22 protein-coding genes and 1 pseudogene are annotated in these 26,170 nt (G+C 63.1%); 15 read left to right on the top strand and 8 right to left on the bottom strand.

Annotated elements, in window-relative coordinates; all coding sequences use genetic code 11:
* Positions 1-523: 523 nt before the first annotated feature.
* From glmU to X771_RS150230, 3 genes are all read left to right on the top strand, one after another.
* On the top strand, positions 524-1,897 hold the full coding sequence (glmU, locus tag X771_RS150240; RefSeq protein ID WP_023688320.1) for a bifunctional UDP-N-acetylglucosamine diphosphorylase/glucosamine-1-phosphate N-acetyltransferase GlmU: 1,374 nt from the start codon (positions 524-526) through the stop codon (positions 1,895-1,897).
* A gap of 195 nt (positions 1,898-2,092) precedes the next feature.
* Positions 2,093-3,916: a glutamine--fructose-6-phosphate transaminase (isomerizing) gene (gene glmS, locus X771_RS150235; RefSeq protein ID WP_023688321.1), complete on the top strand. Its 1,824-nt coding sequence runs from the start codon at positions 2,093-2,095 to the stop codon at positions 3,914-3,916.
* A 92-nt stretch (positions 3,917-4,008) separates the two neighbouring features.
* Positions 4,009-4,779: a DUF502 domain-containing protein gene (locus X771_RS150230; RefSeq protein ID WP_031193123.1), complete on the top strand. Its 771-nt coding sequence runs from the start codon at positions 4,009-4,011 to the stop codon at positions 4,777-4,779.
* Here X771_RS150230 and recG read toward each other — a convergent pair.
* The gene (recG, locus tag X771_RS150225) at positions 4,731-6,839 is read right to left on the bottom strand and encodes an ATP-dependent DNA helicase RecG (protein ID WP_023688323.1); all 2,109 of its coding nucleotides are present in this window, start codon (positions 6,837-6,839) and stop codon (positions 4,731-4,733) included. The genes X771_RS150230 and recG overlap by 49 nt on opposite strands.
* Before the next feature lie 314 nt (positions 6,840-7,153).
* On the opposite strand from recG, the gene X771_RS150220 reads away from it, so the two are divergent.
* Positions 7,154-7,441: a succinate dehydrogenase assembly factor 2 gene (locus tag X771_RS150220; protein ID WP_023681561.1), complete on the top strand. Its 288-nt coding sequence runs from the start codon at positions 7,154-7,156 to the stop codon at positions 7,439-7,441.
* A gap of 10 nt (positions 7,442-7,451) precedes the next feature.
* Positions 7,452-10,943 (top strand): transcription-repair coupling factor, encoded by a 3,492-nt coding sequence (gene mfd, locus X771_RS150215; RefSeq protein WP_023688324.1) that lies wholly within the window; start codon positions 7,452-7,454, stop codon positions 10,941-10,943.
* Here mfd and X771_RS150210 read toward each other — a convergent pair.
* Positions 10,940-11,554, bottom strand: a complete 615-nt coding sequence (locus X771_RS150210; RefSeq protein WP_023688325.1) for a hypothetical protein — start codon at positions 11,552-11,554, stop codon at positions 10,940-10,942. The genes mfd and X771_RS150210 overlap by 4 nt on opposite strands.
* Positions 11,555-11,819: 265 nt before the next feature.
* Here X771_RS150210 and X771_RS150205 point away from each other — a divergent pair, with 265 nt between their 5' ends.
* On the top strand, positions 11,820-13,193 hold the full coding sequence (locus X771_RS150205) for a 3-deoxy-7-phosphoheptulonate synthase class II (protein WP_023688326.1): 1,374 nt from the start codon (positions 11,820-11,822) through the stop codon (positions 13,191-13,193).
* Positions 13,194-13,251: 58 nt separating this feature from the next.
* On the opposite strand, the gene X771_RS150200 is transcribed toward X771_RS150205, so the two are convergent.
* The 3 genes from X771_RS150200 to X771_RS150190 all read right to left on the bottom strand — a co-directional run bounded on the left by X771_RS150200 (position 13,252) and on the right by X771_RS150190 (position 15,556).
* Complete coding sequence (locus X771_RS150200) at positions 13,252-14,022, bottom strand: RES family NAD+ phosphorylase (RefSeq protein WP_023688327.1); 771 nt, start codon at positions 14,020-14,022, stop codon at positions 13,252-13,254.
* Positions 13,982-14,380, bottom strand: coding sequence for an MbcA/ParS/Xre antitoxin family protein (locus tag X771_RS150195; RefSeq protein ID WP_023681556.1), 399 nt, complete (start codon positions 14,378-14,380; stop codon positions 13,982-13,984). The genes X771_RS150200 and X771_RS150195 overlap by 41 nt, the downstream gene beginning before the upstream one ends.
* A 105-nt stretch (positions 14,381-14,485) precedes the next feature.
* Positions 14,486-15,556: a GGDEF domain-containing protein gene (locus X771_RS150190; protein WP_023681555.1), complete on the bottom strand. Its 1,071-nt coding sequence runs from the start codon at positions 15,554-15,556 to the stop codon at positions 14,486-14,488.
* Positions 15,557-15,893: 337 nt separating this feature from the next.
* Here X771_RS150190 and X771_RS150185 point away from each other — a divergent pair, with 337 nt between their 5' ends.
* The 3 genes from X771_RS150185 to X771_RS150175 all read left to right on the top strand — a co-directional run bounded on the left by X771_RS150185 (position 15,894) and on the right by X771_RS150175 (position 17,379).
* Positions 15,894-16,313 carry a GFA family protein gene (locus tag X771_RS150185; protein ID WP_023688328.1) on the top strand — a complete coding sequence of 140 codons (420 nt, stop codon included), beginning with the start codon at positions 15,894-15,896 and terminating at the stop codon, positions 16,311-16,313.
* 75 nt (positions 16,314-16,388) lie between these two features.
* Positions 16,389-16,748 (top strand): diacylglycerol kinase, encoded by a 360-nt coding sequence (locus X771_RS150180; protein WP_023688329.1) that lies wholly within the window; start codon positions 16,389-16,391, stop codon positions 16,746-16,748.
* Between the two features lie 43 nt (positions 16,749-16,791).
* Positions 16,792-17,379 carry a hemerythrin domain-containing protein gene (locus X771_RS150175; RefSeq protein WP_023688330.1) on the top strand — a complete coding sequence of 196 codons (588 nt, stop codon included), beginning with the start codon at positions 16,792-16,794 and terminating at the stop codon, positions 17,377-17,379.
* Between the two features lie 3 nt (positions 17,380-17,382).
* Here X771_RS150175 and X771_RS150170 read toward each other — a convergent pair whose 3' ends face one another.
* Together X771_RS150170 and X771_RS150165 are read right to left on the bottom strand one after the other, a co-directional pair.
* Positions 17,383-17,991, bottom strand: a complete 609-nt coding sequence (locus tag X771_RS150170; RefSeq protein ID WP_023688331.1) for a DedA family protein — start codon at positions 17,989-17,991, stop codon at positions 17,383-17,385.
* A complete protein-coding gene (locus tag X771_RS150165; protein WP_023688332.1) occupies positions 17,988-18,551 on the bottom strand; it encodes a DUF1003 domain-containing protein in 564 nt (187 codons plus the stop codon). The genes X771_RS150170 and X771_RS150165 overlap by 4 nt, the downstream gene beginning before the upstream one ends.
* Before the next feature lie 91 nt (positions 18,552-18,642).
* Between X771_RS150165 and X771_RS01000000165030 the strand changes: the two are divergent.
* The 6 genes and pseudogenes from X771_RS01000000165030 (at position 18,643) to X771_RS150140 (ending at position 25,700) form a co-directional block, all read left to right on the top strand.
* A pseudogene (locus tag X771_RS01000000165030) lies at positions 18,643-19,345 on the top strand (DNA-3-methyladenine glycosylase I).
* A 117-nt stretch (positions 19,346-19,462) separates the two neighbouring features.
* Positions 19,463-21,142 carry an NAD+ synthase gene (locus tag X771_RS150160; protein WP_023688333.1) on the top strand — a complete coding sequence of 560 codons (1,680 nt, stop codon included), beginning with the start codon at positions 19,463-19,465 and terminating at the stop codon, positions 21,140-21,142.
* A gap of 99 nt (positions 21,143-21,241) precedes the next feature.
* Complete coding sequence (locus X771_RS150155; RefSeq protein ID WP_198025828.1) at positions 21,242-22,060, top strand: SPFH domain-containing protein; 819 nt, start codon at positions 21,242-21,244, stop codon at positions 22,058-22,060.
* Positions 22,061-22,073: 13 nt separating this feature from the next.
* Positions 22,074-23,024, top strand: a complete 951-nt coding sequence (locus X771_RS150150; protein WP_198025829.1) for a sugar kinase — start codon at positions 22,074-22,076, stop codon at positions 23,022-23,024.
* Between the two features lie 70 nt (positions 23,025-23,094).
* Positions 23,095-23,505, top strand: coding sequence for a GNAT family N-acetyltransferase (locus X771_RS150145; RefSeq protein ID WP_023688336.1), 411 nt, complete (start codon positions 23,095-23,097; stop codon positions 23,503-23,505).
* 389 nt (positions 23,506-23,894) lie between these two features.
* Complete coding sequence (locus X771_RS150140) at positions 23,895-25,700, top strand: ABC transporter ATP-binding protein (RefSeq protein ID WP_023688337.1); 1,806 nt, start codon at positions 23,895-23,897, stop codon at positions 25,698-25,700.
* A 43-nt stretch (positions 25,701-25,743) separates the two neighbouring features.
* On the opposite strand, the gene X771_RS150135 is transcribed toward X771_RS150140, so the two are convergent.
* Positions 25,744-26,157 (bottom strand): GFA family protein, encoded by a 414-nt coding sequence (locus X771_RS150135; RefSeq protein WP_023688338.1) that lies wholly within the window; start codon positions 26,155-26,157, stop codon positions 25,744-25,746.
* Positions 26,158-26,170: the final 13 nt, after the last annotated feature.

The raw sequence follows: 26,170 nt of genomic DNA on the forward strand, positions 1-26,170 counted from the left end.
GTAGCGATTCCTTCTTATAGGCATCAAGCAACTGCAATCTGAGAGCCGCGATCAACACGCAGTTTGCCGCCTGTCCAAGATCAGGATGAACTAGATACTGAGCTCGCAAACCCGTGGGGCTATTAAAGAAAATGTCAAAGGTCGTTGGCTTAACCCGCAAACAAAACCCAGCGCGATGACACCCGAATAATTCAGCTCGGTTCCCGGGCCTTACAGACGCATCTATCTTTCTTGAAGCGGCTTCCTTGCATATTCGCTCTACAATCTCGTCAAAAGCAGGCGAATTCTCCAACTCAAATCGCCGCCGTTTGTCGAAATCGGACCGAAAGGCCCAACTGACAGCTCGCGGGAACGAAATCTGGGTATTCATCCCCAAAGCACTTTCTGTCTCCTGCGGATGACCATACTTACCTGACGACCGCCAAGGGTCTTTGTTAGGTTTCTACCGAAATTCAGCCGCATTGGACCGCGATGCCTCCGGTGCTAAGACTGCAACGAATCTCGGTCCTCGGAAACTCCCAACATGCAAACCAGATCCTGCCTGTCCGTTATCCTCGCCGCCGGTGAAGGCACGCGCATGAAGAGCGCGATGCCGAAGGTGCTGCACCAGATCGCCGGACTGCCGATGGTCGCCCATGTGGTGAAAGCGGCCGAGGCCGCCGGCGCCCGCAGCCAGGCGCTGGTGATCGGCCATGGCGCCGATGATATGCGCAAGGCGGCGGCGAAATTCGCGCCCAAGGCCGAGACCTTCGTGCAGGAGAAGCGGCTCGGCACTGCGCATGCCGTGCGGGCTGCGCGCGATGCGATATCAAAGGGTTATGATGATATTCTCGTGATGTTCGGCGATACGCCACTGATCGATGCTGAAGCCCTGGTGACCGCGCGGCGAAAGCTTGCCGATGGCGCGGCTGTTGTGGTGATCGGCTTCCGCCCGCCCAGCCCGACCGGCTATGGCCGGCTGATCGAAAAGGGCGGCAAGCTCACCGCCATCCGCGAGGAGAAGGACTGCTCCGCCGAGGAAAAGAAGATCGGCTTCTGTAATGCCGGCATGATGGCGGTGGCGGGCAAGCATGCGCTCGACCTGCTCGACCAGGTTGGCAACAAGAACGCCAAGGGCGAGTTCTATCTCACCGACATCGTCGAGATCGCCAGTGCGAAAGGGCTCGATGTCGTTGCCACCGAAACCAGCTTCGAGAGTGCGCTCGGCATCAACAACCGAGCCGAACTGGCGCAGGCCGAAGGCATCTGGCAGGTGCGCCGGCGCTACGAGGCCATGCTGTCAGGCGTAACGCTGATCGCGCCGGAAACCGTGTATTTCTCGCATGACACCGAAATCGGCGCCGATACGATCGTCGAGCCCAATGTCTGGTTCGGACCGGGCGTGAAAATTGCAACCGGCGCCAAGATCCACGCTTTCAGCCACATCGAAGGCGCCACCATTGCCTCCAACTGCGATGTCGGGCCGTTCGCGCGGCTGCGGCCGGGTGCCGATCTTCGCAACAAGGCCAAGGTCGGCAATTTCTGCGAGGTCAAGCAGGCGGTCATCGAGGAGGGCGCCAAGGTCAATCATCTGACCTATATCGGCGATGCCCGTGTGGGCGCTGGGGCCAATATCGGCGCCGGCACCATTACCTGCAACTATGACGGCTACTCGAAGTTTTTCACCGACATCGGCGAGGGCGCCTTCATCGGTTCGAACTCGTCGCTGGTGGCGCCGGTTACGATCGGCAAGGGCGGCTACATCGCCTCGGGTAGCGTCATAACCGAAAGCGTGCCGGACGATGCGCTGGCCTTCGGCCGCGCCCGCCAGAAGACCATTCCCGGCAAGGGCAAGGAATTGCGCGAGCGCTTCGCGTCTGCCGCAGCGGCGAAGAAAAAGGCCGGCACCGACCATTAACCGCCGAAGCAATTGAACAACCGAGGAATTGCGGTAACCGGATTGCAAGAGCGGTGTGTCATGGTGCATCGGGTTGAGAAGCGTTCCGTTACAGCAGACGAAACGCAAAGTGACTTTCGCGGCGGGCCGGCAATCCCTAGATAGCGCTGGTTTTCCATCGGGACTGGTTTTCCAGCGGGAATTGGGGGCAGGCATATGTGCGGTATCGTCGGAATTGTCGGCCAGAGCCAGGTCGCGCCGCTCATCGTCGATGCGCTGAAGCGGCTGGAATATCGCGGCTATGACTCGGCCGGTGTCGCCACGGTCGAGCATGGCCGGCTTGGCCGCCGCCGCGCCGAAGGCAAGCTGATCAACCTCGAACGCCGGCTGAAGGACGAGCCGCTCAATGGCACGATCGGCATCGGCCACACGCGCTGGGCCACGCATGGCGTGCCCAACGAGACCAACGCCCATCCGCATTTTTCCAACGGCGTCGCCATCGTTCACAACGGCATCATCGAGAATTTCGCCGAGTTGCGCGATGAGCTGATCCGCGACGGCTATTCCTTCTCGTCGCAGACCGACACCGAGGTCGTAGCGCATCTGGTGGCGCGCGAACTCGCCAAGGGGTTGAAGCCGATCGAGGCGGCGCATCAGGCGCTGAAGCGGCTGGAAGGCGCCTTTGCTCTGGCCATCATGTTCACCGGCGACGAGGACCTCATCGTCGGCGCCCGCAATGGCCCGCCGCTGGCCGTCGGCCATGGCGATGGCGAGATGTTTCTGGGCTCCGACGCCATCGCGCTGGCGCCGTTCACCAATTCCATCACCTATCTCGAAGACGGCGACTGGGCGGTGGTGCGCCGCGATGGCGTCACCATCTTCGACATCGACGGCAAAGAGGTTGCCCGCAAGCGCCAGCAATCGCTGTCGACCAGCTTCATGGTCGACAAGGGCAACCGTCGCCATTTCATGGAAAAGGAAATCCATGAACAGCCGGAAGTGATCTCGCACACGCTGGCGCACTATGTCGATTTCGTCTCCGGCGTGTCGAAGCCGCTGGAGCTGCCGTTCGACTTCGCCAAGATCGGCCGGCTGGCGATCTCGGCCTGCGGCACCGCCTATCTAGCCGGCCTGATCAGCAAATACTGGTTCGAGCGCTATGCGCGGCTGCCGGTCGACATCGATGTCGCCTCGGAATTCCGCTACCGCGAAATGCCATTATCCGCTGATGATGCCGCCTTCTTCATCTCGCAGTCCGGCGAAACCGCTGACACGCTGGCCTCGCTGCGCTATTGCCGCAAGGCGGGCATGAAGATCGGCGCCATCGTCAATGTGCGCGAATCGACCATGGCGCGCGAATCCGACGTCGTGCTGCCGACGCTGGCCGGGCCGGAGATCGGCGTCGCCTCGACCAAGGCTTTCACCTGCCAGCTCTCGGTGCTGGCCTCGCTGGCGGTGCGCGCCGGCGTGGCGCGCGGCACGATCTCGAAGGATGAGGAAAAGACGCTGGTGCGCGCTCTTTCGGAGGCGCCCCGCTACGCCAACCAGGTGCTCAAGCTTGAGGAGCAGATCGAGCGCATTGCGCGCGAAATCTCGCGCTACAAGGACGTGCTCTATCTCGGCCGCGACACCAATTTCCCGCTGGCCATGGAAGGCGCGCTGAAACTCAAGGAAATCTCCTACATCCATGCCGAGGGTTATGCCGCGGGCGAGCTGAAGCATGGGCCTATCGCGCTGATCGACGAGAACATGCCGGTCATCGTCATCGCGCCGCATGACCGTATCTTCGAAAAGACCGTGTCGAACATGCAGGAAGTGGCGGCGCGCGGCGGCAAGATCATCCTGATCACCGACGCCAAGGGCGCGGCGCAGGTCAGCGTCAAGACGATGGAGACGATCATCCTGCCCGACGTGCCGGAAATCATCTCGCCGATTATCTATGCGCTGCCGATCCAGATGCTGGCCTACTACGCCGCCGTCTTTATGGGGACAGACGTCGACCAGCCGCGCAATCTAGCGAAATCGGTGACCGTGGAGTAGTCGGCGCTCATCGGCGGTCTTAAAAACTTCGCGGTTCCAAAGCGCCGTTCGCTTCACTAGTGTGGCCCTGCAACCCGCGTCCCCGGTGAACCATGTCTGATGCTCCCAGAACTTCCGGCATGACCCGGCTGAGGAACTATTTCCTCACAGGCTTTATCGTCTGCGCGCCGCTGGCGATCACCGCCTATATCGCCTGGTCGTTCGTCGGCTGGGTCGATTCCTGGGTGAAGCCGTACATTCCGGCGCGCTACAGCCCCGACACCTATTTGCCGTTTCCGGTGCCCGGCTTCGGCCTGATCGTGGCGCTCGTGCTGATCACGCTGATCGGCTTCATGACCGCCAACATCGTCGGCCGCGCGATCGTCAATTTCGGCGAACGGCTGCTTGGCCGTATGCCGCTGGTGCGCGGCATCTACGGTTCGCTGAAGCAGATATTCCAGACGGTGCTGTCGAACAAGGGCGATATGTTCCGCCAGGTCGGGCTGGTCGAATATCCGCGAAAAGGCGTCTGGTCGCTGGTCTTCGTCGCCAGCGAGAAGGAAACCGAGATCAACCAGAAGCTCGACCATGCAGGCGACCCGATGATCGCCGTGTTCATGCCGTGCACGCCGAACCCTACCACCGGTTTCCTGATGTACGTGCCGAAATCCGACATCGTGCTGCTCGACATGACGATCGAGGACGGCGCCAGGCTGATCGTCTCGGCCGGGCTGGTGGCGCCCGAAGTCAAGCCGAAAATGGTGACTATGAACGGCCAGCCGATCGACGGAGATCTCGCCAACCCGCCGCTTGGCGGGCTGATCGCCGAGGGCGCTCAGCCGGCGCGCAAGAGCCGTACGGCCTCGTCGCGGCCGAACAAATAGAGCAGCAGGCGCAGCGCCTCGCCGCGCTCAGACTGTAGTTCCGGGTCGCGCGACAGGATCAGCCTTGCATCGTCGCGGGCTGCTTCGAGCAAGTCGGCGTGCACCTCGATGCGCGCCACCTGGAAGCCCGGCGTGCCGGACTGGCGGGTGCCGAGCAATTCGCCTTCGCCGCGCAGCTTCAGATCCTCTTCGGCGATCAGGAAACCGTCCTCGGTCTCGCGCATCACCGACAGCCGGCGCTTTGCCGTCTCGCCGAGCGGGTCCTTGTAAAGCAGCACGCAGGAAGAAGGCTTGTCGCCGCGCCCGACGCGGCCGCGCAACTGGTGCAGTTGCGCCAGGCCAAAACGCTCGGCATGCTCGATGACCATGATCGTGGCGTCCGGCACGTCGACGCCGACCTCGATAACGGTGGTGGCGATCAGGATGCGGGTTTCGCCGGCCTTGAAGGCGCGCATCGCCTCGTCCTTTTCGGCGCCCTTCATGCGGCCATGGACGAGGCCGATGCGATCGCCGAACAAGGGCTGCAGCGAGGCAAAACGGTCCTCGGCCGACATCAGCTTGATCTCTTCGGATTCCTCGACCAGCGGGCAGATCCAGTAGATCTTCTGGCCGTCGGCAACCGCGTCCAGCATGCGACCGACCAACTCGTCCAGCCGTTCCAGTGGCAGCGTGACGGTGCGGATCGGCTGGCGGCCGATCGGTTTTTCCGTCAGCTTGGAGACGTCCATGTCGCCGAAGGCGGTCAGCACCAGAGTGCGCGGGATCGGCGTCGCCGTCATCACCAGCATGTCGGGGGCGTCGCCCTTGGCGGTGATGGCAAGCCGCTGGTGGACGCCGAAGCGGTGTTGCTCGTCGACCACGGCAAAGACGAGGTCGTGATAGGTCACCGTTTCCTGGAACAGCGCATGGGTGCCGACGACGATGTCGATCTCGCCGCTGGCGAGACCTGATAGCGTTTCAGTGCGTTCGCGGCCCTTTTCGCGGCCGGTCAGGATAGCGACGCGCAGGCCGGCCTGTTCGGCCAGCGGCGTGATTGTAGCCAGATGCTGGCGCGCCAGGATTTCGGTCGGCGCCATCAAGGCCGCCTGGCCGCCGGCCTCGACTGCGCGCCCCATGGCCAGCAGCGCCACCACCGTCTTGCCGGAGCCGACATCGCCTTGCAGCAGGCGCAGCATGCGCTCGGGGTCGGCCAGATCGGCATTGATTTCGGCAAGCGCGAATTCCTGGCTGCCGGTCAATGAATACGGCAGGGCTGCGCGCAGTTTCTCGACGATGCGACCGTCGCCGATGAGCGGCCGGCCCGACAGCCGGCGCACTTTTGCCCGCACCAATGCCAGCGAGACCTGGCCGGCGAGAAGCTCGTCATAGGCAAGGCGGCGCCATGCCACCCCCTCGATGGCGACATCGATCGGGTCCGCGGGATAGTGGATGCGGGCGAGCGCGTCGGCGAAGGCGGGGAAAGTCTGCTTGCGCATGAAGGCGCCGTCCTGCCATTCCGGCAATTCCGGCAGCCGGCCGAGCGCCTGGCCGATGGCGCGGCGCAGCACCTTGCCCGACAGGCCGGCGGTCAGCGGATAGACCGGTTCGACCAGCGGCAGTGTTTCCGCCTCGCTCACCAGGGCGATATGGTCGGGATGGACCATGGTCGGGCGGCCGTTGAACCACTCCATGCGGCCGGAGACGACGACATGCTCGCCCACCGGCATCGCCTTTTCGAGATAGGCGGCATGGGCGTGGAAGAAGATCAGGCCGATCTCGCCGGTGTCATCATGGGCATAGACGCGGTAAGGCACCGACCGGTTGCCGCGCGGCGGCGGCTGGTGGCGGTCGATGCGCACGTCGAGCGTGACGATGGCGCCGGCCGGCGCAAGCGCGATGCCGGGACGATTGCGACGGTCGATGACGGTGTGCGGCAGCACGAACAACAGGTCGCCCGCGCGCGCCGGCCGTTCGCCGAGATCGGCCGCCACCACCTTCTCGATCAGAGCGCCAACCTTGGGGCCGACGCCGGCAAGCGAAGTGATGGGGACGAAGAGAGGGTCGAGGAGGGAGGGGCGCATGCCTTTACCCTCCCCCCTGTGGGGAGGGTCGATCCGCGAAGCGGAGCGGGGTGGGGGTAGGTGCGCGTCTAACTTTCGAGGAAGTCGGTAGGTCAGCGCCGCACCCCCACCCCGTCTCACTCGCTTCGCTTTGCGAAGCGTGCTCGCCGACCCTCCCCACAAGGGGGAGGGTGAAGTGCGGGCGGTGTCCGGCACCAGCGTTGTCAGGAGTGTTCTTCACACCCGGGATGTTTAGCCGCCCACCCGTGCGTTGCAAGGCTGACACCCCCCTCTATCCACGCTATATGCGCCGCACCAAGCAAGGATGCGGCACGATGACCGGGACGAAACGATCAAGCGAGGGGCTGGATATCAGGCGCCGCAAGCTGTTGTTCCGCTCCTGGCATCGCGGGATGCGCGAGATGGACCTTATCCTCGGTACGTTTGCCGACAACGAGATCGGCGCCTTGACCGGCGATGAAATCGACCAATATGAAAGGCTGCTCGACATTCCCGACACCGAATTCCTGCCCATGGTCACCGGCGAACGCCCGGTTCCCAGGAATATCGACTGTGCCGTCCTGCAAAAGATCCTGGCATCGCGCCGGACCATGACATTTTAAACGTGCAACCATGAGCCTCATTCCCAAAATCGGTCTGCCGAAAGGCCGTGCCGGCCAGTTCATCGTCGACGGCGTTGCCGATGGCTACGAAGCCTTTGCGCTGGTGCAGGCGATCCATGAGATTGCGCCTGACAAACCGGTGCTGTTCGTGGCGCGCGACGGCCAGCGCCTGCCGTCGATCATCGAGGCGCTGACCTTTGCCGCCCCCGGCCTGCCGGTGCTGGAGTTGCCGGCCTGGGATTGCCTGCCCTATGACCGCGTTTCGCCAGGCTCCGATGCCGCTGCCAAGCGGCTCGACGCCCTGACGGCGATGATCGCGCTGGCAAAAAAGCCGCATCGCGCGGTCATCCTGACCACTGCCAATGCGCTGCTGCAGCGCATTCCGCCGGCCGATCTGGTCGAAGCGCAGACTTTCCACGCAAAGCCCGGCAACCAGATCGACATGAACGCGCTGGTGTCCCGGCTGGAGATTTCCGGCTTCGAGCGGGTGCCGACGGTGCGCGGTATCGGCGAATTCGCCGTGCGCGGCGGCATCCTCGACCTCTACGCACCCGGCTGGACGGAAGCACTGCGGCTCGATTTCTTCGGCGACACGCTGGAATCGATCCGCGTCTTCGACGCCGCCACGCAGCGCACCACCGGCCAGCGCAAGTCGATGGCGCTGCAGGCGATGAGTGAAGTGGCGCTGACCCCCGAAACCATCAGCCGCTTCCGCCGCTCCTATATCGAAGCCTTTGGCGCGCCGCAGCGCGACGACGGCCTTTATGCGGCGGTGAGCGAAGGGCGGCGCTTTGCCGGCATGGAGCACTGGCTGCCGCTGTTCTACGAGCGGCTGGAGACAGTGTTTGATTATCTGCCGGATGCGCCTGTCATCTTCGACCATCTGGCGCACGAAGCGCTGGCTGAGCGTCACACGCTGATCCTCGACCACTACGAAGCGCGCCGCAAACAGGCCGACGCCGCCTTGAAGGACGCCGTGCCCTACAAGCCGGTGGCGCCGGAACTGCTCTATCTCTCACCGGAAAACCTCGTGGCGTCGCTCGGACCGCGCGAAGCCATCGACTTCACCGCCTTCGACGCGCCCGATGTCGGGGCCAAGAAGGTCTTCCATGGCGGCTCGCGCCATGGCCGCAGCTTTGCCGAGGAACGGGCTGACCCAAACATCAACGTCTTCGATGTCGTCGTAAAACACATCGCCGACGAGCGCGCGGCGCGCCGGCGGGTCATCGTCGCCGGTTGGACCGAAGGATCGCTCGATCGGCTCGGCCAGATCCTGGCCGAGCATCATCTCGGCAATCTGGTGCCGGTGGCGACGTTGGCCGAAGCCGAAAAGCTCGAGCCGGGGCAGGCGGCACTCGCCGTGCTGCCGCTGGAATCCGGCTTCGAGACCGAACAGCTGGTTGTCGTCGCCGAGCAGGACATTCTGGGCGACCGGCTGATCCGCCGCTCGAAGCGCAAGAAGCGCGCGTCGGATTTCATCGCCGAGGCCTCGTCGCTGTCGGCCGGCGACATCGTCGTCCACGCCGATCACGGCATTGGCCGCTTCATCGGCCTGCGCACCATCGAGGCGGTCGGCGCGCCGCATGACTGCCTGGAAATCCACTATGCCGGCGACGACCGGCTGTTCCTGCCGGTGGAAAACATCGAGCTTCTGTCGCGCTACGGCTCTGACACAGCCGAGGCGACGCTGGACAAGCTCGGCGGCGGCGCCTGGCAGTCGCGCAAGGCGCGGCTGAAGAAGCGCCTGCTCGACATGGCCGGACAGCTGATCCGCATTGCCGCCGAGCGCCAGATGCGTACCGCGCCGCCCATGGTGCCGGCGGAAGGGCTTTACGGCGAATTCTCGGCGCGCTTTCCCTATGAGGAGACCGACGACCAGCAGGGCGCGATCGATGCCGTCGTGGACGATCTCGGCGCCGGCAAGCCGATGGACCGGCTGATCTGCGGCGATGTCGGCTTCGGCAAGACCGAAGTGGCGTTGCGCGCCGCCTTCATCGCGGCGATGGAAGGGTTCCAGGTCGCGGTCGTGGTGCCGACGACGCTGTTGTCGCGCCAGCATTTCAAGACCTTTTCGCAGCGCTTCTCCGGCCTGCCGATCCGCGTCAGCCAGGCCTCGCGGCTGGTCGGCGCCAAGGAACTGGCGGAAACCAAGAAAGCCATCGCCGAGGGGCAGGTCGACATCGTCATCGGCACCCATGCACTGCTCGGGTCGGCGATCTCGTTCAAGAACCTCGGCCTGCTGATCATCGACGAGGAGCAGCATTTTGGCGTCAAGCACAAGGAACGGCTGAAGGACCTCAAGACCGACGTCCACGTGCTGACGCTGTCGGCGACGCCGATCCCGCGCACGCTGCAGCTTGCCTTGACCGGCGTGCGCGAACTGTCGCTGATCGCCACGCCGCCGGTCGACCGCATGGCGGTGCGCACCTTCATCTCGCCCTTCGATCCGCTGGTCATCCGCGAGACGCTGCTGCGCGAACGCTATCGCGGCGGCCATTCCTTCTATGTCGTGCCGCGCATCAGCGATCTCGCCGAAATCCATGATTTCCTGCGCGAATCCGTCCCCGAGCTGAAGGTGGCGGTGGCCCATGGCCAGATGCCGCCGGGCGAACTCGACGACATCATGAACGCCTTCTATGACGGCCAGTACGACGTGCTGTTGTCGACCACCATCGTCGAATCCGGGCTCGACATTCCGACCGCCAACACGCTGATCATCCATCGCGCCGATATGTTCGGCCTGTCGCAGCTCTACCAGCTGCGCGGCCGCGTCGGCCGTTCCAAGGTGCGGGCATATGCGTTGTTCACGCTGCCGGCCAACCGCAAGCTCACCGACACGGCCGAGCGCCGGCTGAAGGTGCTGCAGTCGCTGGACACGCTTGGCGCCGGGTTCCAGCTCGCCAGCCACGACCTCGACATCAGGGGCGCCGGCAATCTACTCGGCGAAGAACAATCCGGACACATCAAGGAGGTCGGCTTCGAGCTCTACCAGCAGATGCTGGAAGAGGCGGTGGCCGAGGTGAAGGATTCCGGCGAGGTTCAGGATGGCGGCTGGTCGCCGCAGATCGCTGTCGGCACGGCTGTCATGATCCCGGAAAGCTACGTGCCGGACCTTCAGCTCAGGCTGGCGCTCTACCGCCGCCTTGGCGATCTCGAAAACACCGAGGAGATCGATGCTTTCGGCGCCGAGCTGATCGACCGCTTCGGCCCGCTGCCGGAGGAAGTGAAGCATCTGCTCAAGATCGTCTTCATCAAGGCACTCTGCCGCAGGGCCAATGTCGAAAAACTCGATGCCGGCCCCAAGGGCGTCGTCATCCATTTCCGCAAGCGCGAGTTTTCCAACCCGGTCGGGCTGGTCAAGTACATCGGCGAACAGGGCTCGCTGGCCAAGATCAGGGCCGACCACAGCGTGGTCTTCATCCGCGACTGGCCGACAGCCGAGAAGCGTCTGGCGGGCTCGGCTGTCGTCATGACGCAGTTGGCGCGGCTGGTGGCCACCTAGACTTTCGGATGGAAATTCGACTGCAACTGCAGGTCGGATGCCGAGAACGCGCCGGCGCCGACGATGACGTGCCCGGCAGGCACGGTGAAGCCGCGCGCGGCGCCGGCGCCTTTCAGCAATCCGGCCCGGCGGTCGGGGTCGGACTCACGAAAACTGCCGCCCGGTTCCAGCCGACAACTGTCGACGGTGATCGCGCCGAGAAGCTGGCTGCCCGAACCGAGCACCGTCTCACCGAACACCGCCGCGCCGTTGAGATAGCGGCCTTGATCGCCGATCACGATCGAGGCTCCCGGCCTGTTGGCCTTTGCAGTAAAACCGCCTTCGCCAAACTGGTTGCGTGAGCCGACGCGGATTGCGCCGGCGGATGCTTCGAACAGTGTGTTGGCGTGGAAAATGTTGGCGTCGCCGATCTCCAGCGCGCCACCGTCGGTGCAGAACAGGTAGACGCCGGGGAAGAAGACGTTGCCTCGCCCGATGACGGCGCCTGCGGAAATCAGCGTGGAGTAGGGGTCGTAGATCACGTTGCCGCGCTCGGACAGGCCAACAACCTCTTCGATCGTAAACAGGCCTTGCTCGCGGCGCACGCGGTCAAGGTAGGCGGACACGGACATAGGGACTCCATGGAGAATTGTTGCGCAGCGGACGATGACCGGCGCGACTACATCGGTGAGGATCGATTCTGGCACCAAGGGATATTGCACAGCCGTCGCGAAGATAAGAAGCCAAAGTGGGTCGCGGCATGGAGCTCCCCATCATTCGCCAGCGCTTGAATTCCGGTCTAGAATAGAAAATCGGCTTCGTGTATGGAGCCGCCATCCCCATATGGGGCGGGAATGGCGGGCAAAAGCCTGCTGGAAAGAGCGTTTGGGTGCAGCGATGACGAAATGGTCGCCGAATTCTTGGAGAGCAAAGCCGATCAAGCAGGTTCCTGCCTATCCGGACCTCGCCGCGCTGAAGAACACGGAAGCCCAGCTCGCCACCTTTCCGCCGCTGGTTTTTGCCGGTGAGGCGCGCAAGCTGAAGAAGCAGCTTGCGGCTGTCGCTGCCGGCGACGCATTCCTTCTGCAGGGCGGCGATTGCGCCGAGAGTTTCGCCGAACATGGCGCCGACAACATCCGCGACTTCTTCCGCGTCTTCCTGCAGATGTCGGTGGTGCTGACCTTTGCCGGCGCGCAGCCGGTGGTGAAGGTCGGCCGTGTCGCCGGCCAGTTCGCCAAGCCGCGCTCGTCCGACAATGAGACCAAGGGCGAGGTGACGCTGCCAAGCTACCGTGGCGACATCATCAACGGCATCGAGTTCGACCCCAAGTCGCGTATTCCCGACCCGGCCCGCCAGGAAATGGCCTACCGCCAGTCGGCGGCGACGCTTAACCTGCTGCGTGCCTTCGCCCAAGGCGGCTACGCCAGCCTGGAGAATGTGCATCGCTGGATGCTGGGCTTCGTCTCCGACAGCCCGCAAGGCGAGAAGTATGGCATGCTCGCCAACCGCATCACCGAGACGATGGACTTCATGAAGGCCGTCGGCATCACCTCGGAGACCAACTACGCGCTGCGCGAGACCGACTTTTACACCAGTCACGAGGCGCTGCTGCTCGGCTATGAAGAGGCGCTGACCCGCGTCGATTCGACCTCCGGCGACTGGTACGCAACGTCGGGCCACATGATCTGGATCGGCGACCGCACCCGACAGCCCGACCATGCGCATGTCGAATATTGCCGCGGCATCAAGAACCCGCTCGGCCTCAAATGCGGCCCGTCGCTGACGACTGACGGCCTGCTGGAGCTCATCGACCTGCTCAATCCGGAGAACGAGCCGGGCCGGCTGACGCTGATCGCCCGCTTCGGCTCCGACAAGGTCGCCGACCATCTGCCGAAGCTGGTGCGCGCGGTGCAGAAGGAAGGTCGCAGCGTCGTGTGGTCGTCCGACCCGATGCACGGCAATACGATCGAGGCTGCCGGCTACAAGACGCGGCCGTTCGACCGCATCCTCAAGGAAGTGCAGACCTTCTTCGAGGTGCATCGCGCCGAAGGCACGCACCCCGGCGGCATCCATGTCGAGATGACCGGCAAGAACGTCACCGAATGCACCGGCGGCGCCCGCGCCATCACCGCCGAGGAGCTGCAGGACCGCTATCACACCCATTGCGACCCGCGCCTCAACGCCGACCAGGCGATCGAGCTGGCGTTCCTGGTGTCGGATCTCTTGAAGAAGAGCCATCCGGTGCAGCACAAGCAGGTGGCTAACGGCTGAACCCGTTTTCAGAATTGAAATGATAAGCGCCAGAGAAATCCGGCGCTTTTTCGTTTGATCAACGCCCGCGTTCCCAGCGCAATCCGTTGAGCCGGGGATCATTGGCGAAGGCGGTTCTGGAAAACTCGATGCGCCTTTCCGGAAATTCGCAGATCCCCTGGACGCCGAGGGAGCCTAGCCGGATGCGCCATGTGTGCGGCTCCAGCGGCTTGGCCTTGGTAAAGCCGCGGCATGTCAGCAGCGCCACATTGACGCCCTTCGGGTCGCGCGCCGAACGGTAACGGATCGCCTCCAGCCCAGCCTCACGCGCGACATCGGCAATCGCCTGGCTGGCGGCATAGTCGGTCGGATGCGTCCAATGGGCCCGATCGCGGTCGAGCGGCGGCCGCGTCAGGTCGATGGCATTGTCGGTACGGATCGCGGCGGCGAAGGCGGTGTATTCGGCGGCGTCGCGCGGCCATGGCGTGTCGGGCGAATCGGCGAAGAACAGCAGGCGGTAGAAGGCCATTTCGGCGACCGCCGTCATGATCGTCTCCGCCGCGTAGTAGACCCCCAGAGTGCGGCCGGCGCGGCGGAAGCGCGAGCCGTAGGGATAGATCGAGCCGTAGCGGAAGGGCGTCGCCAAGAGATAGTGGAGATGCCGGCATTCCATGGGGATCTGCGGCTTGGTCTCCTCGATCAGATCCTCGAGCAGCGCCTGTTCGTCCAGCGTGTCGACGATCTTCAGCGTCGAGACGCGGTGCTGCGCCTCGACCATGCGCCAGTATTTGCCGTCGAGCCGGACGGCTTCAGACGAGAGCGCGTCGGGAGTCCAGATAGGCAATGACATCGACAAGCCCGGTAATGGTGAGGATCTTTTCAAGCGGGCTGCCATCGAACGCGGTATTGGCGTTCTTCAGCCATGCCCGGGCTATCGTCTCGTCACCGCCGACAATGGCGTCGAGCGAACGGAACAGCCGCACGAACAGCACCGCGAGTTCGAACGGCTTGGTGCCGCGCTCCAGCAGGAATTCCTGCCTGCGCATGCGTGAAACCGTTGCTTCCGAGACGCCGATGATCGACGCAAGCACCCTGGCGGTTATATCCAAGAGTTCGGCGGCGCGCAGCGTGGCCTTGGTCAGAACCGCGTTTTCGGCCGCCTTCGCGGTCAGATCAGGGGCGGCAGCATTGGGTTGTGTAACAGACATGGCCTCTCTCTTTCCATGGAAAATATAGTCCACGGAAATTCATATGGAAAGAGGCGGGATCCGATAAATTTGCCTGTGCCCGGGAATTGGCTGCACGCCGAAGCGTCAGTCTTTCTTGTATAGCAGCCAGTTCTTGCCGGTGCGGCCGGCCATTGTCGAGTGCCGGGTGACGCGGTTGCGCCCGCCAACCTTGGAGCGGTAGAGCGCCCGGTCCGCCTTGGTGTAAAGATCCTCCGGGCTTTCCGCTTCGGAAGCCATGCAGATGCCCATGGAAACGGTCACCGTGCCGTAATTGGCGCCGGTCTGGCTGCTGGTGAACGGCGTCTGTTCGATCAGCACGCGGATGCGTTCGGCGATCTCGTAAGTGGTATCCTCGCTGGCGCCCTCGACGATCAGCGCGAATTCCTCGCCGCCGGTGCGGGCAACGAACATATCTTCACGGATGCTGGTCTGGAAGATTTCAGCGACGATCTGGATGATCTTGTCGCCGACCGGGTGGCCGTAGCGATCGTTGACACCCTTGAAATGGTCGATGTCGGCAAGGATCAGGGCGTTGAACAGGATCCCCTTGTTGGAGGTGTAAATCGCCGTGATTTGCTTGTCGAAGGCGCGGCGGTTCCAGATATGGGTCAAGGGGTCGGTGTCGGCGAGCCGCTTGTACTCCTCAAGCTTCGACTTGACGCTCTCCAGTTCCGCCGTCTTGTCGCTCAGCGTGGTTGCAACCTGCTTGCCGTGGTCGAGGGTCGAGTTGGTGGCCGCCGCCATGGCGCTGGCGACCTTCTGCAGCAGATCCTGCGAAAGCAGGCTGCGGTTGGCGAGGCCACTCGATGTCTCATCGAGGATCTTGCCGTATTTCTCGATATGGCTACGTTCGCTGCGCAGCAGCAAGGCGATGTCCTCGAGTTCCCTGGCCAACACGTCGCGCGCCTGCTCGACAATGCCGGGACCGTGATGCTGGGCAAAGAAAGCGCGGCCGATGCGGTCGAGATCGTCCTGCGTCGGCTGGTTGCCCAGCGCGACGACGGCCAGGCCGAGTTCGCGATTGGTGCCTTTCAGTGCTTCGTAGAAGATTTCGTAATTGCGCGGCAGGCCAAGCACGCCGAGCTGACGCATGGTCGCCACAACGGCTGTTGCAATGTCGCTGTTTCGGTCGGTCTGGACGGCTGCCGGCTGCATGTTCTGTTCACTCTGCCTCTGGGAACCATCGCAGACCGTGCGAGATGCCGCCGACCGGAGAGTGCCAGCCGTATTTCGGATCATCCTGCGAAAGACACGTCCCCAATCGCGACATTCGCTTGGCACAACCATAGATGCGCCGGCGCTAAAGTTTTCTTAATGTCCCGCCAGGTAACGGGACCCATTCTGCTGCAGGCTACAGCAATGCTTGCAAAGATCCTGAGGTCAGGTCCGAACACGCCCACCCCATGTCGCATTTGCCGGTGCCCGGCTGCGGCAAAACTGAAATCCTCTCGGCCAGCGGCGAACCCGTGAACGATGGACGGTGGAGGCAGGGATGAGCAACAACCACAGCGGATCTTGCCTGTGTGGAGCAGTGCGTTTCCAGACGCGAGGGCCGTTGCGCGGCGTCATTTATTGCCACTGTTCGCAGTGCCGCAAGCAGAGCGGGCATTTTTACGCCGCGACCAACGTCGCCGACGGCGACATCACGATAACCGGCGCCGACAACATCAGCTGGTACGAATCGTCTTCCTTTGCCAAGCGCGGCTTTTGCAAGATCTGCGGCTCGGTGCTGTTCTGGAAGCCGGGTCAGGATGCCTATGTCTCAGTTCTGGCCGGATCGTTCGACAACCCGACCGGGCTCCAAGGCCAATGCCACATCTTTGTCGGCGACAAGGGCGACTACTATACGATCGACGATGGACTGCCGCAGTTCGAGAAGTCGACGCCGACGATCAAGGTTGCGGAGGAGTGATTTTGCGGCGGCTGCCTTATTCCCTTGATCCAGCCATTGCGATATCCCCTGCCGGTGATTCGAAGGGGATGCGGCATGCAGCGGCTGATCGGTGCTTACTTCAATTCTGTGCGAGCCTTTCGCAAGCTCGCCGCCAGCGAAAGGGCATTTCAGCAGGAACTGATGCTGCTGGTGCTGGCGCTGCCGCTCGGCTGGTTCGTCTCGATCTCGTGGCGCGGCTACGCGCTGTTGATCGGCGCGGTGCTGCTGCTCATCATGGTCGAAGTGCTGAACACCGGCATCGAGGCAGCCTGCGATGCCTTCAGTCGCGAGTTCAACGTCGACATCCAGCTCGCCAAGGACTGCGGCTCGCTGGCGGTGCTGATTTCGGTTGTTATCGTCGCCGGCGTCTGGGGAGTCGCCCTCATCGAGCGCATCACGGGACTACCGATCTGATCTGAACGCTCCCATATGTTAGTCACCAAAGGAGACTGACGTCGTGGAAGCCAATTTTCTGCTGCTTGAAAGAGCCGGCCTGCCGGAAGACCTGCGCTGGCTGGCGGAAAAATATCCGCGCGAGACATGGCAGGGTCACGCCAACATCCACGGCATGGCACACATGTGGCTGCAGCGGCACGACATGTTCCGAGAGCTGGGCGGCATGCTCACCAACGGCATTGGCGACTATCGCGAAGGCAGGCTGACGGCGCCGGATTTCGCGCGCTGGTTCGCGCCGCGGCTGAACCACTTTCTCGGCAATCTCGACGGCCACCACAATGTCGAGGACTACCAATATTTCCCGGCTTTCGCCAAGGCGGAGCCGCGCCTGAAGCGCGGCTTCGAAATCCTCGATGCCGACCATCACACCATTCATGAGGGGCTGGAGCGCAACGCCGAGACGGCGAACGCCTTCATCCGCACGCTCGAGGAGAGCGAGGACAGGCAGCGCTTCGCCGCCGACGCCTATGCGGACGAGAACAGCCGGCTGATCGCCATGCTGAAGCGGCATCTGGCCGACGAGGAAGATCTCATCATCCCGCTGATCCTCGATCGCGGCGACCGGGCTCTGGTCGAGGACGACGACTGAACCTTACGATGTGGTTTCGCTGTCGCGGGCGTCCTTGGCGCGCTCCTTGCCGGCGACGGTGCGGGCGATGAGCCAGGCAAGGATGGCGACGCCCAGACCTATGGCAAGCGCGATCAGCAGCCGTTCGTGATGGAGCAGTGCCTTGCCTATCATCTGCTCGGCGCCGAGGCCGAAGACGTAGCCGATGCCGCAGAACAAAGCCGCCCAGACCAGCGACGACACCGCGTTGAGGATAACGAAGCGCGCTACCGAAATGCTGGCGAAACCGGCCGCGATGCCGCCGACCAGGCGCAGGCCATAGATGTAGCGGTTGGATAGGACGAATATGTTGGGATGGGACGAGACGAGACGGTAGGCGTGGTTGAAGCCGGGCCTCGCCTTCAGTTTCAGCACCCTGGGATGGTCGGCAAAGCTGCGGCCGAGAATGAAGAAAAACGTGTCGCCGACGAAGGCGCCAATGGCGGCCGTGAGGAAAGCCTTCCAGAGGATGAAGACATGCTGATGGGCGAAGAAGCCGCCGAGGATGGCCGCACTTTCGCCTTCGGCGACACAGCCCAGGAAAACCGCGATCAACCCATATTGCTCGATGAGGTGATGGACGATCCCGGTCATTGAGAGGTTTGCCGGCCCGACACTTTTTCGTCTATGCGGTTCACCTGTTCGGCCAGGCGCGCGATGTCCTCGCGCACGCCGATGATCTGGCTGTGGCGCAGTTCGTCCAGCTTTTCATGCAGAGCCATGATCTCGATCTCGGCCTTGAGGTTGACCTCATAGTCATGCGCGGCGTCGATACGGTCGCGTGCGGCCTGGCGGTTCTGCGACATCATGATCACCGGCGCCTGCAGGGCGGCGATCATCGACAGCACGAGATTGAGGAAGATGAAGGGGTAGGGATCGAATGAGTCTCGCCCGAGCAGCCACCAATTGGCGCCGATCCACAGCACCAGGAAAGCAATGAAGGACAGGATGAACGTCCACGAGCCGCCGATGCGGGCAATGGCATCGGCGATCCGGTCGCCGGCGCCCTGAAGGCCGGTGAGGCTGTCGTTGATATCCTGCGAGATGGGCTTGCGGTCGACAGTGCTCTGCAACACCCGCCGCTCGAGCTCGCTGAGGCCCTCCGGCGTTCGCCTCAGCCAGCGGTTGGCCAGTTCTGGCACGGTCTTGTGCATGGATGTCTCCATAGGAAAAGCATCGGCTTGGCAGCCTCGTTTGCATATAGGAAGATGGCGTTTCGTCAAAAGCGCGGCGCGAGGATGCAGGATGCCCGATTTCGCGAAGATTCGCGCCCGTGCTGCAAAACGCAAAGGCGGCGACGCCGTGCTGACCTCACTGCTCGGGCCGGCGCCTGACAATGCTGCTGTTGCCGACATTACGGACGATCGCATCCTGTCGACGATGGCCGAGCGGGTGTTTGCCGCCGGCTTCGTCTGGCGCGTCATCGAACAGAAATGGCCCGGGTTCGAGGAAGCCTTTCTCCATTTCGAGCCGAAACGGCTGTTGTTTCAACCTGATGACTTCTGGCATGACCTGACGGCTGATCAACGCATTGTGCGCAACCCGCAGAAGATCAAATCCGTCCGCGACAACGCCGCCTTCGTTGAGCGTGTGTCGAAAGGAACATGGCGGTTTCGGCAAATTCCTCGCGGAGTGGCCTGACGACGACCAGGTCGGGCTGATGGCGTATCTCGGCAAGCATGGCAGCCGGCTTGGCGGCAACACCGGCCAGTATTTCCTGCGTTGGCTGCAATGGGACGCCTTCGTCATCTCGGCCGATATGGTCGCGGCTTTGCGTGACGCCGGCCTCGACATCGCCGAAAGTCCGACGTCGAAGAGGGATCTCGACAGGATTCAGGCGCAGATCAACAAATGGGCGCAGGAAACCGGCCTGCCGCACCGGCACATCTCGCGCATTCTGGCGATGTCGATCGGAGAGAACCGGTCGCCGGAGGCGCTACGCGAATAATGGCGGACTAGACACGATCGAAATAGATCGGTCCGGGACATGATCGAATTCGATCAGTCCGGGGTGGTCCTAACGAACGCCATTGCCGGGGCAAATTTGCCGCGCTAAACCGCAAGCATGACCAAGAAGACCGCTCCTGACACGCTTCGCATTGCCGTTGCCCAGTTGAACCCGATCGTCGGTGACATCGCCGGCAATCTCGCCAAAGCGCGTGAGGCGAGGGCGGATGCAGCCCGGCAAGGTGCCGACCTCATCCTGTTCACGGAACTTTTCATCTCCGGTTATCCGCCGGAGGATCTGGTGCTGAAGCCGGCCTTTCTGGAGGGCTGCCTAAAGGCAACAGACGAGTTGGCGCGCGAAACTGCGGATGGTGGTCCCGGCATCATCATTGGATTCCCCCGGCAGGGCGAGAAGGGCAAGCACAATTCGGTCGCTGTGCTCGACGGAGGCAAAATCCTTTCGACCCGAGACAAGGTTGATCTGCCGAACTATGGCGAGTTCGACGAGAAGCGTGTCTTCTCGGAAGGTTCGATCTCCGGCCCCACCAATTTCCGAGGGGTGCGGATCGGTATCCCGATCTGCGAGGAGATCTGGAACGATTTCGGCGTCTGCGAAACGCTGGCTGAGAGTGGGGCGGAACTGCTGTTGGTGCCGAACGGCTCGCCCTATTATCGCGGCAAGCTCGATGTGCGCCATCAAGTAGCGCTGCGCCAGGTCATCGAAAGCGGTCTTCCGCTTCTGTTCGCCAATCAGGTTGGGGGGCAGGACGAACTCGTGTTCGACGGCGCGAGTTTCGCGTTAAATGCGGACAAGTCTCTCGCCTTCCAGATGAGCCAGTTCGAGGAAACGCTTGCCGTCACCGAGTGGAAGCGCACAGCTGACGGCTGGGTCTGCTCGGAAGGGCCGATGTCGAAAATCCCCGAGCGCGAGGAGGCGGACTACCGCGCCTGCATGCTCGGCCTGCGCGACTACGTCAACAAGAACGGCTTCAAGAACGTCGTGCTGGGTCTCTCCGGCGGCATCGATTCGGCGATCTGCGCCGCATTGGCCGTCGATGCGCTCGGCGAGGAGCGGCTGCGGGCGGTGATGATGCCCTACCGCTATACCTCGGAGGATTCGCTGAAGGATGCCGAGGATTGCGCCCGTGCGCTTGGCTGCCGCTATGACATCGTGCCGATCTTCGAACCGGTCGAGGGTTTTCTGCATACGCTGACGCAGCTTTTCGAGGGCACCAAGGAAGGCATTACCGAGGAAAATTTGCAGAGCCGCGCGCGCGGCACGATCCTGATGGCGATCTCCAACAAGTTCGGCTCGATGGTCGTCACCACGGGCAACAAGAGCGAGATGTCGGTGGGCTACGCCACGCTTTATGGCGACATGAATGGCGGCTTCAACCCGATAAAAGACCTCTACAAGATGCAGGTCTATGCGCTGTCGCGCTGGCGCAACAGCCATGTGCCGCCGGGCGCGCTCGGTCCCTCAGGCGAGGTGATCCCCAGGAATATCATCGACAAGGCGCCGTCGGCGGAATTGCGCGAGAACCAGACCGACCAGGATTCGCTGCCGCCCTATCCGGTGCTGGACGACATTCTGGAATGCCTGGTCGAGAACGAAATGGGCGTCGACGACATCGTCGCGCGCGGCCACGACCGGGCGACGGTGACGCGCGTCGAACATTTGCTCTACATTGCCGAGTACAAACGCCGGCAAGCGGCGCCGGGTGTGAAGATCACCCGGAAGAATTTTGGCCGCGACCGCCGTTATCCCATCACCAACCGTTTCAGGGATCGCGGCTGAACTTCGTTTAATTAGAGAACCTTGGGGCTTTCATGTTTTTCAGCTATTTCAAGGGAACGCCTGAATATCACATCCTGCGCTTCAAGAACGGCAAGGTCCGTGAGCAGGGGCGCGGCATCTCCTTCTGGTACGGGACGTTCGGCACCACCATCGCCATTGGTGCCGGTGACGTCGCTCGACAACCCTTTCATCTTCACCGAGACGACGGCGAATTTCCAGGATCTGGCAATCCAGGGGTCGGTCAGCTACCGCATCATCGATCCACTCAAGGCAGCCGAAGGTTTTGATTTCAGCGCCAAGCTCAGCCGTGCCGACGTCGTCGGCGACGGCCGGGAGAAGATCGCCGAGCGCCTGGTGCTTGCGATACAGAGCCGCGCCCGCGCGGTGGTTTCGAGCATGACGCTGGAGCAGGCGCTGGCCGAGGTGACCAAGCTCGGTGGCAATCTCGCCGAACTCCTGCGCAACGATCCGATTGCGGCAACCGCCGACCTGTCGATCGAGGAGGTCCACATCACCTCGGTCCAGCCGACGCCGGAGATCCGCAAGGCGCTCCAGACCGAATATCGCGAGGCGCTGCAGCGCCAGGCCGACGCCGCGATCTATGGGCGCCGTGCCTGGGGCGTGGAGAAGGAGCGCGAGATCAAGCAGAGCGAACTGGCGACCGAAATCGAGCTTGCCGAACGCAACAAGCTGCTGGTCGACACCGAAGCGCGCAACAAGCTGACGCTTGCCGAGGCGCAAGCCAAGGCGCAGCAGCTGGAACTGACCGTCTATTCGTCGGCGCCCGCCCACGTGCTGACGGCGATGGCCTTCAAGGCCTGGGCGGAAAAGGGCGGTTCGGTCGGCAATCTGTCGATCACGCCTGACATGCTCACCAGCGCGCTCAGCCAGCTTTCCACGCCGAAAGCCGGGTCCTGAAAGGCAAGCACGGGTGGCAAGCGACCAGAGCGGCAGGCCGATCGACCGGGTGATCGTCGTCACCCGCAAGACCGAGCTCGAGGAGCTGACGACGCGCTTCAACACGCAGGGACAGGCGCGCTTTTATCTCCGGCAGGCAGGCATGAATTTCGACCCGGTCAAGGCAGCGCATGATGCCTATCACCAAGCGCTCGACCGGGTGATGGGTTCGCTTCCCCAAGGCCTCAAACAGTTGCGGCTCGACCGCGAACTGGTACCGCAGTTCGAATTCGGCTCCGACGCGGTGATCGCGCTCGGTCAGGACGGGCTGGTGTCCAACACCGCGAAGTACCTCCCGTACCAGCCGCTGATCGGCATCAACCCGAACCCGGCGCTTTTCGACGGCGTGTTGCTGCCGTGGAATGCCGACGATACCGAAAAGGTCCTCGGCCTGACGATCGCCGGCAAGGCGAAGCGCCAGGCGGTGGTGATGGCCGAAGCGCGCTCCAATGACGGACGCCGGCTGATCGCCTTCAACGATCTGTTCGTTGGCGCCTCGACGCACGTCTCGGCGCGCTACGAGTTGACCTATGGCGGCAGGACCGAGCGCCAGTCGTCGAGCGGCATTATCATCTCCACGGGCGCCGGCTCTACCGGCTGGCTGCGCTCGGTTATGGCGGGCGCCGCGGGACTGGCCGCGGCCTATGGTGACAACTCCGTGCCGACCGTGCCGCCGCAAGGCTATGACCGCGAAGGCGAACAGCTGTTCTTTTCGGTGCGCGAACCGTTTCCGAGCAACACGACCGGCGTGTCGCTTGTGCATGGCGTCATCACCCGCGACCGGCCGCTGGTGGTTTCTTCGCGGCAGAGCAGGGGCGGCGTCATCTTCAGCGACGGGATGGAGCTCGATTTCGTCGAGTTCAATTCCGGCACCGACGTGACCATCGCGATCGCCGACCAGAAGGCCTATCTCGTGGTGCCGTAAGCGCGCCAGGTCGGTAACCAAACCACGGGCCGGACCGAAATTCGGCCGCCCTCATTCTTTGCGAGGCACCATGCCCGACTCTGAGATCAGCTTCGACATGTCACGGATCGACTTCCGGGCGACCTCCGACCTGTTGATGGCGAGTTATTGGGGCGCCGGCCGCAGCGATGAGTTTCATCGCCGCGCTTTTGCCAACTCGTTCTGCACCGCGGCCTATATCGATGGGAACCAAGTCGGTTTTGGCCGGGCCATCACCGACCGTACGGTGTTTGCCTATCTCGCCGACATCATCATCTGGCCGCAGCATCGCGGCCAAGGCATTGGCTTGCAACTGGTGCAGGCGCTCATCGACCACCCTGAACTCAGCACGGTCTCGCACTGGAGCCTGTCGACCAGTGACGCGCATGGCCTTTATGAGAAGCTGGGCTTCAAGGCATCGATCGACGGCCGCTACATGCGCCTCGATCGCAACCCGGAATGAGGCATAGCGAGGGGGTTGACCGGCTGTTGTTGTAAAATAACCTCACTGGTTGGACCAGTTACGCTTTGCCACGTGCCCGGCCTTGGCGATCCTTCATGGCGTCTCTATAAGGACCGCTCCGCAAGTGTCTTGCGGGAGGTCTGAATGGCAGTATTTCACATGGTAATGCGAGGCCGCGAAGCCTAGGTCTCACCTGGCGTCCGGCGAAGGTTTGCCCTTCGCACCGATGCCGGGTCGAGTACAGGCTTCTGCCGATGCCGGTCGCCACCCGACAAACCGGGGCGCGCCGCAACCTATGCCGAACCTCCGCAGCCCCGGGCGAATTGCCCAGCGCGGTTTTCAATTTCAGACCTTACCGGGACCGGGCAGATTTGCGCCCGGATGACAACATGGCTCGTTTCCGCATCGATCTGCGTGCAAGCGCCTTTCGCAGCGTTCTTGGCTTCACGCTCAGCCACTGGCGGCGCCAGCCGTGGCGGCTTTCGCTGATCATGGGCAGCTTCCTGCTGTCGACCCTGGCCGACGTCTTGACGCCGCTCTATTCCGGCCGGCTGGTCGACGCCGTCGCCAGCAGTGCGTTGGCTGACGATGTCGCGTGGAATGCGGCAATGGCGGCGTTCTCCGCGCTCATCGCTTTGGCGCTGACCGGCGTGGTGCTGCGCAACCTGGCTTTCATGGGTATTGTCGAGCTGACGCTGAAGATGATGGCCGACGTCGCCGCCGACGCGTTCCATCGCGTGCAGCGCTTCTCAACCGACTGGCACGCCAATAGCTTTGCCGGATCGACGGTGCGCAAGGTCACGCGCGGCATGTGGGCTCTCGACCTGCTCAACGACACCATCCTGATTGCGTTGCTGCCGTCGGTCGCCATGCTGGTCGGCTCGACGTTGCTGCTCGGCTGGTTCTGGCCGCTGATGGGGCTGGTCGTGGCAGTCGGCTCGCTGCTGTTCATCACCGTGACGGCGCTGCTGTCGCTCGGCTATGTCGCGCCCGCGGCACGGCTCGCCAACAGCTGGGATACGCGGCTTGGCGGCTCGCTTGCCGATGCGGTGAGCTGCAATGCCGTGGTCAAGGGTTTCGGTGCCGAGACGCGCGAGGAGACGCGTCTTGCCAAGGTCGTCGCCAAATGGCGCGCGCGGACCAGCCGCACCTGGGTGCGCGGCACCATCAACGGCACGACGCAAGGCGCCATGTTGCTGGTGCTGCGGACGGCAGTAATCGGCCTGTCGCTGATGCTGTGGGCCTGGGGCCAGGCAAGTGCGGGCGATGTCGCCTTCGTGCTGACCTCGTTCTTCGTGCTGCAGGGCTACCTCAGGGACATCGGCACGCATATCCGCAATTTGCAGCGTTCGGTCAACGACATGGAGGAACTGGTCGATTTCCAGTCGCAACCGCTCGGCATCGAGGACCGGCCCGGCGCCAAGCCGATCCGGATCACGCATGGCCACATCGCCTTCGATAACGTCACCTTCCACTATGGCAGCCATCGCTTGCCGCTCTACCGCGACTTTTCGGTGGAGATAGCGGCGGGCGAGCGGGTCGGACTGGTCGGCCATTCCGGCTCGGGCAAGACGACCTTCGTGAAGCTGATCCAGCGTCTCTATGATGTCAGCGGCGGCAGGATACTGATCGATGGCCAAGACATCTCCCAGGTTGCACAGGCGTCGCTGCGCGCGCAGATTGCCATCGTCCAGCAGGAGCCCATCCTGTTCCACCGCTCGCTGGCGGAAAACATCGCCTACGCCCGTCCGGACGCCACGCAGGCCGAGATCGAGCATGCCGCCAAGCTCGCCAGCGCGCATGACTTCATCACCAGCCTGCCGAAGGGCTACGGCACGCTGGTCGGTGAACGCGGCGTGAAGCTGTCGGGCGGCGAGCGCCAGCGGGTGGCGATCGCACGCGCCTTCCTGGCGGATGCGCGCATCCTGATCCTGGACGAGGCGACATCGAGCCTCGATTCGGAATCGGAAGTGCTGATCCAGCAGGCGATGGAGCGGCTGATGGTTGGCCGCACGACGCTGGTCATCGCGCACCGTCTGTCGACGGTGCGGGCGCTGGACAGGCTGCTCGTGTTCGACCGTGGCAAGATCGTCGAGGAAGGCTCGCATGACGAGCTGATCCGGCTGAAGGGCGGCATCTACCGCCGCCTGTTCGAGCGGCAGGCGCTGGAACTGACCAAGGGCCTGGTGATCTGAGCTGAACGCAGAGCCCTATCCGAGGGATAGGGCTCTGCCTGGTTCATCCAGGCATTCGCTCGAATGGCTGAAGCGCTGGGTCGATCGTGTCCCAGACGTGGCCGCGCACGGTGTAGGTGACCGCCTGCGGGTCGAACTGGCCGGGATCGTCGAGGCTCGTGGCCTGGATCGCCGTCACCTCCGGCATGGCGACGAACGTTACGTAGACCGGCGTGCCGCAGGTCGGGCAAAAGGCCTGGGCTTTTTCATTGCCGCTGTCGGCGATCATCCGCCATGTGCTCGGCTCGCCGGTGATCTTTACGTCAGCGCGCCGGCCGAAGGTCACATAGGAACAATGGCCAGTACCGCTGCGCTTTTGGCAATCGAGGCATTGGCAGTGGTTCTGAAAGATCGGCTCGCCGCTGACCTCATAGCGGATCGCGCCGCAGGCGCAGCCGCCGGTAAAGTGCTTGGTCATCATCGTTCTCCGC

This window comes from Mesorhizobium sp. LSJC269B00 (genome assembly GCF_000502815.1).
Lineage (GTDB): Bacteria > Pseudomonadota > Alphaproteobacteria > Rhizobiales > Rhizobiaceae > Mesorhizobium.

What these genes read in the sequence shown, in the direction of transcription:
- glmU (WP_023688320.1), top strand. Translation starts at nt 524, where the DNA reads ATGCAAACCAGATCCTGCCTGTCCGTTATCCTCGCCGCCGGTGAAGGC.
- glmS (WP_023688321.1), top strand. Translation starts at nt 2,093, where the DNA reads ATGTGCGGTATCGTCGGAATTGTCGGCCAGAGCCAGGTCGCGCCGCTC.
- X771_RS150230 (WP_031193123.1), top strand. Translation starts at nt 4,009, where the DNA reads ATGTCTGATGCTCCCAGAACTTCCGGCATGACCCGGCTGAGGAACTAT.
- recG (WP_023688323.1), bottom strand. Translation starts at nt 6,839, where the DNA reads ATGCGCCCCTCCCTCCTCGACCCTCTCTTCGTCCCCATCACTTCGCTT.
- X771_RS150220 (WP_023681561.1), top strand. Translation starts at nt 7,154, where the DNA reads ATGACCGGGACGAAACGATCAAGCGAGGGGCTGGATATCAGGCGCCGC.
- mfd (WP_023688324.1), top strand. Translation starts at nt 7,452, where the DNA reads ATGAGCCTCATTCCCAAAATCGGTCTGCCGAAAGGCCGTGCCGGCCAG.
- X771_RS150210 (WP_023688325.1), bottom strand. Translation starts at nt 11,554, where the DNA reads ATGTCCGTGTCCGCCTACCTTGACCGCGTGCGCCGCGAGCAAGGCCTG.
- X771_RS150205 (WP_023688326.1), top strand. Translation starts at nt 11,820, where the DNA reads ATGACGAAATGGTCGCCGAATTCTTGGAGAGCAAAGCCGATCAAGCAG.
- X771_RS150200 (WP_023688327.1), bottom strand. Translation starts at nt 14,022, where the DNA reads ATGTCATTGCCTATCTGGACTCCCGACGCGCTCTCGTCTGAAGCCGTC.
- X771_RS150195 (WP_023681556.1), bottom strand. Translation starts at nt 14,380, where the DNA reads ATGTCTGTTACACAACCCAATGCTGCCGCCCCTGATCTGACCGCGAAG.
- X771_RS150190 (WP_023681555.1), bottom strand. Translation starts at nt 15,556, where the DNA reads ATGCAGCCGGCAGCCGTCCAGACCGACCGAAACAGCGACATTGCAACA.
- X771_RS150185 (WP_023688328.1), top strand. Translation starts at nt 15,894, where the DNA reads ATGAGCAACAACCACAGCGGATCTTGCCTGTGTGGAGCAGTGCGTTTC.
- X771_RS150180 (WP_023688329.1), top strand. Translation starts at nt 16,389, where the DNA reads ATGCAGCGGCTGATCGGTGCTTACTTCAATTCTGTGCGAGCCTTTCGC.
- X771_RS150170 (WP_023688331.1), bottom strand. Translation starts at nt 17,991, where the DNA reads ATGACCGGGATCGTCCATCACCTCATCGAGCAATATGGGTTGATCGCG.
- X771_RS150165 (WP_023688332.1), bottom strand. Translation starts at nt 18,551, where the DNA reads ATGCACAAGACCGTGCCAGAACTGGCCAACCGCTGGCTGAGGCGAACG.
- X771_RS150160 (WP_023688333.1), top strand. Translation starts at nt 19,463, where the DNA reads ATGACCAAGAAGACCGCTCCTGACACGCTTCGCATTGCCGTTGCCCAG.
- X771_RS150145 (WP_023688336.1), top strand. Translation starts at nt 23,095, where the DNA reads ATGCCCGACTCTGAGATCAGCTTCGACATGTCACGGATCGACTTCCGG.
- X771_RS150140 (WP_023688337.1), top strand. Translation starts at nt 23,895, where the DNA reads ATGGCTCGTTTCCGCATCGATCTGCGTGCAAGCGCCTTTCGCAGCGTT.
- X771_RS150135 (WP_023688338.1), bottom strand. Translation starts at nt 26,157, where the DNA reads ATGACCAAGCACTTTACCGGCGGCTGCGCCTGCGGCGCGATCCGCTAT.